We start from the raw sequence: 12,155 nt of genomic DNA, 5'->3' as shown, positions 1-12,155 counted from the left end.
AAGCTGTAAGCTGTAAGCTGTAAGCTGTAAGCTGTAAGCTGTAAAAATTAAACCTTGTTGGGCACGCCCTTACAAGGTTTTTTGTTTAGCTTTCAGATAAAAATGAAAAATGAGGTCCATTTGCAGGATGGGCTGTGATTGAGTGCAAGAATGCCTCTAACGCCATTTTTTCATCTTGTGTTAGCGCCAAAGGCTTTAATAAAGTTGATGTTTCTGGCGAAAACACATCATTTTCATCTTTTAATATTCTGACCCCACCAGCATTATAAATATTTATTACACCTGCCATGCTGATAAATAAACCATTGTGCATCCAAGGCTTTGTATTCATCACTCCACGTAAACTCGGTGTTTTAAATTTGCCAACATCAGCGGGGTTTCCAGTATAGTTAAATAAACCTAAATCTTCATATTCCCTTTTATAGTATGTCAGGCCTATATTATGAAATTTATTATCCGAAAACAAAGAGCCTGAGTGACAGTTTATACATCTCGCTTTGGTTCTAAACAAATGCATCCCCCACAAAGCTTGATCTGTTAACTTTTGCGATAAAACACGCTTACGTTTAGGGTCTGATTGTTTTGCTGCAAGCAAGAAAAAATCAAAATCAGATTTTCGTGAACGAATAGTGCGCTGAAATGTCGCTAATGCTTTAGCAACATCTTCAGCAGAAATGTATTCCTTAGCAAAAGCTTGTTTAAACTTCTGTTTATATTGATAAGTGCTATTTAATTTCAATTCCAACTCATAAATAGTCAAACTCATCTCATTACCAGCTTGAATAGGGATTAACGCTTGTTGTTCCAACGACCTAGCCCTACCATCCCAAAACAAGCTTTGCCATAAAGCAGCATTCTCAATACTAGGTGCATTTCGCTGACCTACTTGACGATCATGACCAAACGAAACTCTCCTTCCATCTGCCCAACCTAAATCAGGGTCATGACAACTTGCACATGCTATTTGTCCAGATCGAGATAAAATAGGATCAAAGAATAGAGCTTCACCTAATCTCATTTTGGCTATGGTAAAGGGGTTTTCAACTGGAAATATCACCTCAGTTAATGCACCTATTTCACTATGTTCCACTCCCTCTTCAAGCCAAGGCTCAGGCCAGTTTTCTGAGGTTTGTTCATACTGTGCACGTAATTGTAAAAAGTTAATAGGTTCAGCATGTAAATTAAAAACCAAACCTACAATAAAAACTATAAATAGTTGCCGTGCTTTTGTCATTTGTTACTTTCAACAATTGAAAAAACACGCTCATCAGTTGCAACTAGTCGTTTTGCGCTTACTAATTGATGACTTTTAAGGTCAATACAGAGGTCTTTTTCTTCTTGGCGCGCCACTTGTAATTCGGTAGCACCTTCAAAAAATTCTTCAAATTTAATTGCGTGTGTATCAGCACTTGCGTCATAACATAGTTGCGTTGTTATAAGCGCTAAAGCATAAATGGTTGTCATAATTGTATCCTCTTAATAATCAAGTTGTAGGCCTAACCAAAAACGCCGTCCTAGCTCCACCCCTGTACTATAAGGGCTCACTTGATACGTACGTTTATTTAAAATATTCTCGCCTTCAAAGCTTAAAGTGACTCGATAATCACGTGCGACTGCCAGTGTGTACTTTACACTGCCACTTAATAACCAGAAACTAGGCCTTTTCTCTATGCGGTAAACTGGATATTCTCGACGATTTGGTGAGCAGCCATCACAAATAGATGTCGCCTCTTTTATCGATTGAGTTGTTCCTGTGGCGTAAATAGCATCTTGCTCACCATTAAAGCGGGCATAAGCTGATAGTTGCCAATTATCAAAACGCCCACCCCAACTCAAATTGGCAATAATTGGGCGATTAAAGTCTTGCTTTTCTAGCTCCATATCATGTCGTGTCATTAAGTTATATGTCGAATCGTTTTCACGGCTATTTAAGTCATAATTATCACCTCTAATATAAACTAACTCATTATCGTCATAGGAAAAATTTAAGAAGTAATCAGTGCTGTTGACATAGGTTTGCGTACTACCATCAAATTGCTCTGCACTTGTTGTATTACTGGCGTGAGAAACATTAAACTCAACGTGCTGAGTATCAAAAGTAGCCATCCAGGATAAGCTAAGACGCTGATATTCACTACTTCCAGAGTTTGCACCATATAAAATTGCTTCCCCTAACTCATTTGTTCCTTTTACGCGGTTAATACTTTCATGCTGTTCACGGTATAACCATTTTAACTCTAACGTCCCACCTAGTACTTGGTGACGATATACTGCTGAAAGCTCATCACTGTATGGTGTTTTTAAATCTTTATAAACATAACGGTAACCACGATTAGATAACTCGGCCTGCCATTGTTGTGGGCGGTGCTGATAAATCGCTCTCACCTCTGTAAACGTAGGTACCATAGCTTCATTAAGCTTATAATTGATTGCATCGCTTGCGTAATATCGATTTGCACCAAAAATAAATTTACCGGTATTTTCAAACAACGAGATACTACCTCGTAATCTTGGAGCCACATTATGGTTTTCAAAAAAGTCGTTATAATCATACCGGGCACCAATTGTTAATAAATATTGTTGCCATTCAAATTCATTTTCTACATAAGCTGAAAAGTTATTCACACTGGCTTCAGCTCGTGCTTTTGGTGTAGTTTGTCGATATTGAAAATACTGCCCAGTCTGACTTATGTTGCTTTGATACAATAAAAAATCATCTCCGTTTGACAAATCCAAAGGGCGACCTAATTCAGCTTCAATATCAGCTATCGGCTGGTTGAAAACAGTTTCAACACAGTCAATTTGATACCCGGCACAATCGATCATAGGTGACACGATAGCGCCGTTATAAATAGTCGCGTTTTCTAAACGATCAAAGACTGAAACCTGATGATCTATTGCATAACCCAGTGATAACTGAGAGTCTGCAAACAATACTTCCCCTAATGGGAGTTCGAAATCTTGCTTTGCTGTATAGGTTTCTTGTGTTTTGGTAATATCACCGAAACCACCTTCATTGCTCGTCATTGAGCCATCATAATCACCCCAGTTTTTACCAGGAATATTTATCCAGTTATACCAAGCTGAACTAGCATCTTTTGAGTTTCTACTGCTACGCCAACTAATTTGCGAGTCCATGTAGCCCCAATGACGATTAGCTTGCCAGGTTAAAATGGCGGTACTTCCCCCACCTTTCACTGTGTAATCACTATTTATGGCATTAACATCAAAGTAATTTCCTTCGTAAGGTGCATATAAATAATTAAATGAAATATCGTCATTGGTGGTTACAGCATAATCAAACTTAACCATGCCGTTATAATTAGTTTGCTCTTGTAAACGTAAATGACCTAATTGTTCGAGTGACTCTTGGGACTTTAAATATTGAAATTGCGCAATCACTCCAAGCTTATCTGTCAGAGGTGCCGCGATATGAGTACTAAAACTACGCTTTTGAAACACGGCATTATCTAAGGTGTCTGAGCCATCAAAATCTGGAGCATAAAAATTATGATAATCCACCCAGTCGTCAGCTGTTTGCCGGTAGCTAATCCCAAGCGAAACCTCATCCCTTGCTTTACGCGTTTGTGCCTGCACTAAACCACCATTAAAATTGCCATACTTAGCGGGAATATTGCTATCGTAAACCTCAATACTCTCAACTAAATCAAGATTAAGAAATAACTCTTGGCTATGCCCCGACACATCTTGCAGCAAGTTTCTATCGGTATTCCCTAGTTGATTGTTTAAATTAGAGTTATTCGATACACCATCAATTAAATAAGCGGTTGCCTTACCTTCAGTTCCAGAAATAGACACTTCAGATGGTTTAATATTACTTACTTGCTCGGCTGAGTAAGCAGCTTCGCCATACTGAACTCCTGGCAAAATCCCCAACAAATCATTTAAATTACCGTTACCAAAACGATAATCTTCAATCATTTTTCTATTTAAGGTATACACACCTTGACTACTCACTGAAATTGGATTTGGCTGCTGCCCCCTCACTTCTATTACTTCAATGTTTTTAATACAATCTGGCTCTTTTTTCTCACAAGTTTCATAACGACTCTTTGTGATTTCTTTCTCAAGCTGTTCACTTGGTTCGGCTGAGGATACAGGCGTACTCAGCATTATGCTGAGCAGCCCAAAAGTAAAATATCGTATATTCATTTTACTGACGAGTCTCATCCAAAGGATAAGTGTCAGCGTCATCATTTACACCGTCACCATCACTGTCTAAATCAAGTTCGATGCCAGACTGAGCAATCATTTCATCACTAGCATAAGGTGCAAAGAAGTTAGCCTTACCGTCATTATCAGTATCAACTGTCGCGATAGTCACCCTTGTAAAAGCATCATATTGACTCAGATAATTAATGACATCTGTAACTATAGAGTCATGCTCTACCACTCCTAATGCGGCTTTATCTTTTAATGCTAATGCCGCATCAAATTGACCTAACATTAAATATTGATTAGCGAATTCAGGGTAATACTGTAATTGTAATTGTAGCGAAGCTTCATCCAACCGATTGATGTTCCAATTAATCAAATCAACCCAAATTGCCGTTGCATCACTAATAAGTTGCTGGTAATTATTGATTCTTCCGGCTTGTGATTTTAGCGTTCGGTAATACTGCGAAAAGTTGTAAGTGCTTCGGCTTGATGCATCAAAAAAATCTTGTGTCACTGCAAACTGGCTGTCTACTGTCACCGCCTCTTCAACTTGTTTAATTAGATTTGCGTAGTCTGAATAGTATTGGTTTGCTAATTCAAATTGGCCACCTTTACCAAACGCAGCAGCTAATTGGCCTGTATCTGAAACCTTTCGTGCAAGATCTTCTTCACCATAAGTTGCTAAAAAGCTTTTAGCTACTTCGATAAGTGGCGTGGCGGCTTCATTTTGTCCCAATGGGTTGTGGTATTTAATAAGATCAACACTCGAAGCAACGACATCCTCTTTTGTTACTTCTGTGCCATTGACTTGTGCATAGTTATTTAGTGATATTTCACGACATGTAGTCAGTGTTTTATTCGCTTGCTCTCGATAGCTTTGTTCGCCAGTTAAACGAATAACTTCGAACAGTTGCTCAAGCAATAGCTGGCACCCAGTAGTACCTGTTACGAAAACTTGATCCCCAATGTTTTGCGCTATATATTGCTCAGAACTCAATAATTTCAAGCCTTCCGCGATATACTTTGCAGCACCAGCATAGCGCCCCTGGTCGATTAAAATACGTGAGCCACCAGGATTTGAACTATTAAACGCAATGATATTAGTAAATAATCGTCTTAGATCGCTATCATCTTTTGCGGCCAAAATTAACGCTAAGCTTTCATCTGCATCTTCAATATTTCTAACGTACGCAAATAACCGCGCGTCTTCAGCATCTTCCTTAGCCCAATCGTAATATGTACTTCCTTGTTCAAATGGGGTTAAAAAGCTCGTTTCTAAGTCTAAATTTGGGTATAAGTTTACAAAGGACCCTGCAAAGTTTATCAAGCCAAATGGATATTCGACCATTGTAACGTCAGCATATTCATCTTTTTCGCGGGTATAAGCTTCGTCATAATTGACTACACCATGAAGCGCCAGTGCATCAGCAAGCGCACTTTTAGCTTTATCAAGTTGCCCTAGTAAACGATAGTTTTCAACCACATCACCTAATGCAACTTGGCGGGTACTAAAATAAGGTTTTCCTTCATTACCATTTCGGTCATTCGATACGTATCGGTAACCTATCATGTTAGCAAATTCATAAAGCCTGTCGGCCATGCTAAGCGCATAGTCAAAATCAGCTTGCTCTCGACTGGTTTGCCATGTTGCTATCACTTCATCAACTGAGTTTCTAAAACCAAAGAACAGCCGTAATGCTTGTGTTGTTTGCTCGGCTTTAAGGGCTGAACTTAATAATATATCTAAAACATTATAGCTTTGTAGTGCAAGTGCAGGCTCACCGGCATTTAAATAAGAATCAGCAAGCTCATAAAAGAAATCTTGATCTTCAACCGCAAATGCAGAAATGCCTTTGGCAGCGATGTATTGCGAATACAAATTACTCGCTTCTAAGCGGAGCTCATTTGCTCGCTCAAGTTTACCTTGCAAATTGTACTGATTTGCAACATTAACAAGTGCAACAGCACGTAGGTCATCACGAATAATACTGTCAGCAGTGATGAAACGTTCAACTTCATTATCTAACCCTGCTTCAGCGTATCCGGTAGCTAAAGCTGTATAGATACCACCAAGATTAATATCATTTTCGATATTGGCAGCAAGAACTTCAGAACGTTTAAGATGAGATTGTTCAGAAGCATAATAATAGTAAGCACGGTCAGCATTAGTTGCCAAGTTAGTGGCTATTTCTAGCGTTTTTGCTACAACACCATTATTTCCATCATTTACGGTCAATTCAAAGCTATCAATGGCATTTGTTAATGTTGAAGGGGTATAAGTTAATTCTCCACTTTGCGCGTCTATAACGAGCTCGCCATTAAATGGTTGTTTTGTTATAGAATAAGTGAGTGTATCGCCGTCAACATCACTGGCGCTAACTTGACCAACTTTAACTTCTCCACCACTAACCTGAACTTTATCCATGGTAATGACAGGGAAGTCATTGATCGCTGCAACAGTTGCACTGACAGTTGTAGTCGCTGTATCTTCGCCATCAGATACCGTTATTGCAAAAAAGTCCTCTCCATTAAAGTTTGTATCAGGCGTATAAATCACTTCGCCTGAACTAGCACTTACTGAGACCGAACCGTTACTCGCAGCATTTGCTAGAGAGTAAGTCAAACTATCATTGTCTTTATCAGAGGCGTTCACTAATAAACTTGCACTAGCATCTTCATTTAAAAATACAGAATACTGAGCTTGTGAAAATGTTGGTGCTGAGTTCGATTCACCGCTAGAGCCACAGCCAGCGAGCACTACTGCACTAATCGCAATAGATAAAAGTTTTAATTTCATGTCAATTCCCCGTTAATAATTACCGGGATCATAATGCAAAGAATTATCATTTGCAATATGATTAACAATTGAAATTCCAAAAACTATTCAAGCTATTAAATAAATTATTAAGTGTTAACAAAATAATCATCTATTATTAGGTTAAATATATTCAAAGAGGTGTTAATGGAATACATAAGCCAAATAATCTACGTTGATAACGTTGAAGAAACCTTAGACTTTTATTATCAAGCATTTGGCTTGAGTACCTCATCAATCAGTGATAATGCCGAATATGGTGAGCTTGCAACAGGTGCTGTCAAAATAGCGTTTGCAAATCACCCATCTGCTCAAGCCCATTTTAAACAAGGTTATATACGCGCTCACCCAAAGCAACCAGCGCTAGGTTTTGAGCTGCGCTTTAGCTGTACTAATCTCAGTGAAAGTTACGATAAAGCGGTGCTTGCTGGCGCAGAGCCTCTTTGCCCCCCTAGCTGTAGAGGAACTCAATATTATGCCTACGTACGAGCCATTGAAGGTACTTTGATCTGCTTAGTACAAGCCTAGCTCTTCATCAAAACAGCATTAAAGTTTAACTTTGTAGCAATATAAGCCACACGCAACTGTCATCTAATTTCCTTATCTTAGCGGTAATTTAAATAAGGAGATTAATATGAATACATTACTACTAACATTGATGCTACTAAGCCCAACTGAAGCGCTAGTGACTGAACAAGTAAAATTACAAACCGCTGAAACACTTAAAGTTATGCAAATTGAACAGCAGACACAGTTGAAAACACAAGTCATCGCCACATTAGAAAATATAGAATTGGTATTGCCTGTGGTTGTTGATAAGCAAACTTTAGCGAAAGTACAAAACGTAAAACAACAACTTAACCAAGATTAAGTTGCTCTGCAGAGTTAGTCCAAAAACGAAGCTAAAGCGATTTCAACTAAACTCTCGGTATTTTTGTTGTGGTTTTTCTTAATACCTCGCTGGCTAAATCGATTAGTCGGTATTTCAAAATGTATAAAACCATGATTATTGGCTTGCTGGTTCACTAGTAATTGTTTTTCTTTCGCTGTTAAGTGATTGTCGTGAATTTTATTAAGTTCTTTTGGATCTAGCCAAATACCCGCACAACTTGGGCACTCATCAATTTCGACCACATGAAGAGGTGTAAAAAAGCGCCGCATCATCACGATACTCGGGCACTTAGGACAATTAATTCGTGCCGTTAAATCAACGTCTGTGTCAGGTAAAGCAGCCAAGTGCTCAGCAAGCACCAGCGCTCTTTTTAAAGATGGATCACTAAAATTAAAAATCTGGCGATTATCAAAAAATACCCCGCCATTGGCGGATGAGAAAACCTCGATCCCCCCGACCATTAGTTTAGTGAGTTCTATATTTGTCCTTGGGCAGCGCATATCCAGTTCCTTTGCATTTTATTACTCATCGCAGTGAGATATTAACTCGGTGCAAGCGCCTTTTCAATTAGCGGTACTAACGGCGCTGGTAAAGTAATATTACCCGCCAACACAAAGTCATGTGCCTCAGTAGACATTTTTTGCCACGTACGTTGCAAAATCCCAATCCACTTTTGCTCATCGTAGTCTGGTTTTGTTTGCACAAATGCCAACATGTAATACTCAATAAACACTAAACTTGCGATATCTTCCACCAATTGACTATCAGGATTACGCTTGATTTGTTTTTTCGCAACCGCTGCATATACTCGTTGCTGATCAACATCAGAACAACCAGCTTGCTGCATTAATTCAACCACAGTACTGGCATGAAAAACATACAACGCACTGCGCCACTGATGATAGCCTTGTTTATCCATTGGAAAGTGACTTCGCGGCGAACACCAACGCTTTATGTGCTGTGCTCTCACAGCAATATGCATTAGCTCATCAGCATCAGATTTAAAACGGTTTAACATCTGCGTCATACGATCTGAATATAAACGCTCTTTAGGCCACACTTTACCTGCATAGTATTCTTGATTAGGATCCTGGCTATTTGCTTCATCAATTAACGCGATTACTTGCTCAAACATTAGTTTAGTCATCATTCTTAGATTTATAGGCTATTTTAATCAGCTCATTTGTAATTAGCTAGTTGAAAGTATTACGAGTTATTTATTGTGACTTTATTACTCAGGATTAGCGAATTAGGAACTAAATGACGACAGCCATCGGTCTGTAAAGTAATATATCTGAGGTTTAAATCGCCCACGACACCTTTACAGCTCGCGACCTCGATGTTGTCGCCTAATTTAATTGGACGGTAAAGCACAATCATTATCCCTGCAACGAGATTTGAAATTGCATCTTTAAGCGCAAACCCTAACGCAAACCCTGTTAAACCCAAGCCAGCGACTAAACCAGTTACATCAAAATCAAGCTTAGAGAGCGCTAATATAGTGCCAATAAAAATCAAAATCGCTTTTTGTGAGTTTGAAATTAAACGAAACGATTCCGCGGCATGGCCATCAAAACGACGTTCAACCTTCTTCAGTGCCAAGTGAAAAACTAAACTTAAAACAATACAGCCAACAAATACCAAAATAGCAGCAATAATTTGATCACTCATACTTTTACTCTGTTACTGGATTAAATTGACTTAAATCTGAAGCAATAGACGCCTTTGGTTTTTCAACTAACCGCCCAAGCTCTTCGCCTGCTGTTAATACTATAATCGTTGGTGAATACTTTAATTGGTAGCGTGCTGCAATCCCTTCAGGATCGCGTTTATCATAACCGACAGCGACCAACTTTAAGCTGGCCAATGCCACCTTGGAGCTATCAAGTAATTTAAGTAACCGTGGTACTTCACGCTGACTATCGTGACACCAAGTGCCAAATAACACCAAAATATCTTTACCTTTGAGTGTTTGCATGGCTTGTGTATCGGCAACAGTTGGCACAAAGTTATTATATTCATTGGAAAATTGCTGATGATCGTTAAGTAAATCAGCCGCACTTATCTGCCCTACAAACGGCTTATTATCCACAGCAAAAGACAGTAGCGGCACTAAACATACTGATAAAAAGAGCGCTATTCGTTTAAACATGATAATTCTCGGCTATTTATATTAAGTTGACTATACCCAAATCACAGTTTATTGCGAGTGCTATTACCGTTTGTAAATCAGCCAATCTTGCTGCTATTAAGTAAACATTTAAAAATGGATTTTAAATTTATTATTATAAAATTTATAAGCTTGATATTACCTATAAACAACTGCTGCTGCATTGTTTTAGCACGCCAAGTTAAAAATGATGAAAATACGTTCAATTAGTCATAAATCTGCAATTAAACTATAGGATAATTTCCATTCGATTTAATTAACCTAGAAAAGACGACTGACCTCAATGACCACTCCTTTAGTGCGCTTGAACTTTGCACTGCAATCTTTTGAAGATCCGCTATCAGCTGCCATGGCACATACTATGGAGTACGATACGCTGCATCTAAATGCAAACGCAGAGCATGAAATTACACTGCTTTGTGTATTACCTGAAGATGCGCATGAAGGCGACACTATTTCGTTAAGTGCAACACATATAGCAGCGCGTGATGCACGTTACTTTATGCAATACACACTGCGTCTGAGCGATATAGAAGCCGGTACGGTAACGCTGACACTTGAAAAAATAACTCTCAGTGATGAAAGCGACGAATATGTGCTGCAATTAATGTTGCATGGTTTACATGCCACCCTCAAAGACAGTGCTGAATTTGATGTCGCAATCAAGGAATATGGCGCAGGTTATATACCACAATACGAGCCGGCTCTAGTTTCTAAAAGTCATTCACTGCGCCAATATATGACAAGTTTTAGTAGTTCATTTTTATCATTATTTTAATCCGCAAAGCTGACTTTACCCATAGTAATGGTAGGTATGCCCTGCGCTTGATTACCAAAACGTTGCTGGCCACCCACTAAACATTCGTTTGCTAAAATCGCAAACAAAACTGCTTCTTTCGCATCTGGGTCGATACCTAGAGCATGGGTGTTTTTAATCTCATGTAACTGTGGACACAAGGATAAAATATGCTTCATCAACAGTGGATTATGTATTCCCCCACCACTGGCATAAACTGTAACATCGGCTAATTTTTCACTGCATTGATTAATAGCCTGTGCAATCATCATCGCCGAAAATCGATTTAGTGTTGCCATCACATCTTCGTGGCTTAGCTGTAGGGTGTTGGTTGTCGTTTGTGCTTGGTGTAAATAAGCCAAATTAAAAACTTCAGGGCCTGTCGTCTTAGGAAAGTCTAAATTAAAAAATTCATCTTGGCATAACTCATCCAACAGCGGCTGATTTATCTGGCCTTGGTTGGCAATTAAACTATCTTTGTCATAATGAAGCGGCGCAAAATAACGCTGTATATAAGCGTCCATAATGGTATTACCTGGGCCAATATCAGAGCTAAATACAGCGCTCGCATCAGCAGATTGTGGTAAAAAAGTCAGGTTAGCAATGCCACCCATATTCAGTAATATACGATTTTCAGTTAAGCTGCTAAAAAATAAATAGTCGCCATATACCGCAAGTGGTGCGCCTTCTCCGCCCGCTGCAATGTGCTTTTGTCTAAAATCGCCAATCGTGGTAATACCTGCCGTAACCGCTAAATGGTCGCTATCACCTATTTGCAAAGTGCCATGATTAAAATCGCTCTGGCTATGCTGACTTTTAGGGCAGTGATAAATAGTTTGCCCGTGACTTGCAATCACATCAATATCAGCTGCAGCAACTTTCCATTTAGCTAAACACTGCAATACCATTTTGCCATGTAATTGCCCCACCCAAGGGTGAAGTAAAGTAACTAACTCCAAATCACATTCGCGCTTGGCAAATACTGTTTTTATTTTCTGTTTATAGTCATCATCATAATCAACGGTGTCAAAGGCTAACACATCAATTTGGGTGTCCATGCCATGCCCTGAGACTTTGCACAATGCAACATCTAACCCATCTAATGACGTTCCACTCATCAGACCAATTATTAATCTTTGTTGTTTTTTAGCACTGTTATACAGTTGTAATATATGCTGATGCATTCTTTTTACCCTTAAAAATCAAAATACTAATGAATGTACATTCACTTCAAACTAAAGAATACTTTATACCTTAACTTTAAATATTGAAAGAATAATTATTGCAAACAAGTTAAAAATGC

The 12,155-nt window shown here is 38.8% G+C and carries 12 protein-coding genes; 3 read left to right on the top strand and 9 right to left on the bottom strand.

From position 1 onward, the window contains the following. Positions 1 to 85: 85 nt before the first annotated feature. The 4 genes from H5203_RS19075 to H5203_RS19060 are packed head-to-tail and all read right to left on the bottom strand — an operon-like array spanning position 86 to position 6,976. Positions 86 to 1,192: a cytochrome-c peroxidase gene (locus H5203_RS19075; RefSeq protein WP_259401978.1), complete on the bottom strand. Its 1,107-nt coding sequence runs from the start codon at positions 1,190 to 1,192 to the stop codon at positions 86 to 88. 38 nt (positions 1,193 to 1,230) lie between these two features. Further along, positions 1,231 to 1,464 carry a hypothetical protein gene (locus H5203_RS19070; RefSeq protein WP_145239716.1) on the bottom strand — a complete coding sequence of 78 codons (234 nt, stop codon included), beginning with the start codon at positions 1,462 to 1,464 and terminating at the stop codon, positions 1,231 to 1,233. 12 nt (positions 1,465 to 1,476) lie between these two features. Then, positions 1,477 to 4,134 (bottom strand): TonB-dependent siderophore receptor, encoded by a 2,658-nt coding sequence (locus H5203_RS19065; RefSeq protein WP_182820139.1) that lies wholly within the window; start codon positions 4,132 to 4,134, stop codon positions 1,477 to 1,479. A gap of 40 nt (positions 4,135 to 4,174) precedes the next feature. Then, entirely contained in the window at positions 4,175 to 6,976 is a 2,802-nt protein-coding gene (locus tag H5203_RS19060; RefSeq protein WP_182820138.1) for an Ig-like domain-containing protein, read from the bottom strand. Positions 6,977 to 7,141: 165 nt separating this feature from the next. Here H5203_RS19060 and H5203_RS19055 point away from each other — a divergent pair, with 165 nt between their 5' ends. Together H5203_RS19055 and H5203_RS19050 are read left to right on the top strand one after the other, a co-directional pair. After that, the gene (locus H5203_RS19055; protein ID WP_145239725.1) at positions 7,142 to 7,522 is read left to right on the top strand and encodes a VOC family protein; all 381 of its coding nucleotides are present in this window, start codon (positions 7,142 to 7,144) and stop codon (positions 7,520 to 7,522) included. A 106-nt stretch (positions 7,523 to 7,628) separates the two neighbouring features. Beyond that, the gene (locus tag H5203_RS19050) at positions 7,629 to 7,865 is read left to right on the top strand and encodes a hypothetical protein (RefSeq protein WP_145239728.1); all 237 of its coding nucleotides are present in this window, start codon (positions 7,629 to 7,631) and stop codon (positions 7,863 to 7,865) included. A gap of 14 nt (positions 7,866 to 7,879) precedes the next feature. Here the strand turns inward: H5203_RS19050 and H5203_RS19045 are convergent, their stop codons facing one another. The 4 genes from H5203_RS19045 to H5203_RS19030 form a co-directional block, all read right to left on the bottom strand. Then, positions 7,880 to 8,386 carry a zf-TFIIB domain-containing protein gene (locus tag H5203_RS19045; RefSeq protein WP_145239731.1) on the bottom strand — a complete coding sequence of 169 codons (507 nt, stop codon included), beginning with the start codon at positions 8,384 to 8,386 and terminating at the stop codon, positions 7,880 to 7,882. Between the two features lie 41 nt (positions 8,387 to 8,427). Then, entirely contained in the window at positions 8,428 to 9,021 is a 594-nt protein-coding gene (locus tag H5203_RS19040; RefSeq protein WP_182820137.1) for a DUF4202 domain-containing protein, read from the bottom strand. 71 nt (positions 9,022 to 9,092) lie between these two features. After that, entirely contained in the window at positions 9,093 to 9,557 is a 465-nt protein-coding gene (locus H5203_RS19035) for a mechanosensitive ion channel family protein (protein ID WP_182820136.1), read from the bottom strand. A 4-nt stretch (positions 9,558 to 9,561) separates the two neighbouring features. Then, entirely contained in the window at positions 9,562 to 10,038 is a 477-nt protein-coding gene (locus H5203_RS19030; RefSeq protein WP_145239740.1) for a thioredoxin family protein, read from the bottom strand. Positions 10,039 to 10,339: 301 nt separating this feature from the next. Here H5203_RS19030 and H5203_RS19025 point away from each other — a divergent pair, with 301 nt between their 5' ends. Next, the gene (locus tag H5203_RS19025; protein ID WP_145239743.1) at positions 10,340 to 10,834 is read left to right on the top strand and encodes a hypothetical protein; all 495 of its coding nucleotides are present in this window, start codon (positions 10,340 to 10,342) and stop codon (positions 10,832 to 10,834) included. Here H5203_RS19025 and H5203_RS19020 read toward each other — a convergent pair. Beyond that, positions 10,831 to 12,036 (bottom strand): anhydro-N-acetylmuramic acid kinase, encoded by a 1,206-nt coding sequence (locus tag H5203_RS19020; protein ID WP_145239746.1) that lies wholly within the window; start codon positions 12,034 to 12,036, stop codon positions 10,831 to 10,833. The two genes, H5203_RS19025 and H5203_RS19020, sit on opposite strands and share 4 nt — an antisense overlap. Between the last annotated feature and the right edge of the window lie 119 nt (positions 12,037 to 12,155).

Origin of the sequence: Pseudoalteromonas sp. SG41-1 (assembly GCF_014164575.1) — a bacterium.
GTDB classification, from domain to species: domain Bacteria; phylum Pseudomonadota; class Gammaproteobacteria; order Enterobacterales; family Alteromonadaceae; genus Pseudoalteromonas; species Pseudoalteromonas rhizosphaerae.
The sequence above is the reverse complement of the archived record's forward strand: the minus strand, read 5'-3'. Positions and strand labels throughout refer to the sequence as shown.

Excerpts from the sequence above, each read along its gene's own strand:
- H5203_RS19070 (WP_145239716.1), bottom strand. The coding sequence starts at position 1,464 with ATGACAACCATTTATGCTTTAGCGCTTATAACAACGCAACTATGTTAT.
- H5203_RS19065 (WP_182820139.1), bottom strand. The coding sequence starts at position 4,134 with ATGCTGAGTACGCCTGTATCCTCAGCCGAACCAAGTGAACAGCTTGAG.
- H5203_RS19060 (WP_182820138.1), bottom strand. The coding sequence starts at position 6,976 with ATGAAATTAAAACTTTTATCTATTGCGATTAGTGCAGTAGTGCTCGCT.
- H5203_RS19055 (WP_145239725.1), top strand. The coding sequence starts at position 7,142 with ATGGAATACATAAGCCAAATAATCTACGTTGATAACGTTGAAGAAACC.
- H5203_RS19050 (WP_145239728.1), top strand. The coding sequence starts at position 7,629 with ATGAATACATTACTACTAACATTGATGCTACTAAGCCCAACTGAAGCG.
- H5203_RS19045 (WP_145239731.1), bottom strand. The coding sequence starts at position 8,386 with ATGCGCTGCCCAAGGACAAATATAGAACTCACTAAACTAATGGTCGGG.
- H5203_RS19040 (WP_182820137.1), bottom strand. The coding sequence starts at position 9,021 with ATGTTTGAGCAAGTAATCGCGTTAATTGATGAAGCAAATAGCCAGGAT.
- H5203_RS19035 (WP_182820136.1), bottom strand. The coding sequence starts at position 9,557 with ATGAGTGATCAAATTATTGCTGCTATTTTGGTATTTGTTGGCTGTATT.
- H5203_RS19030 (WP_145239740.1), bottom strand. The coding sequence starts at position 10,038 with ATGTTTAAACGAATAGCGCTCTTTTTATCAGTATGTTTAGTGCCGCTA.
- H5203_RS19025 (WP_145239743.1), top strand. The coding sequence starts at position 10,340 with ATGACCACTCCTTTAGTGCGCTTGAACTTTGCACTGCAATCTTTTGAA.
- H5203_RS19020 (WP_145239746.1), bottom strand. The coding sequence starts at position 12,036 with ATGCATCAGCATATATTACAACTGTATAACAGTGCTAAAAAACAACAA.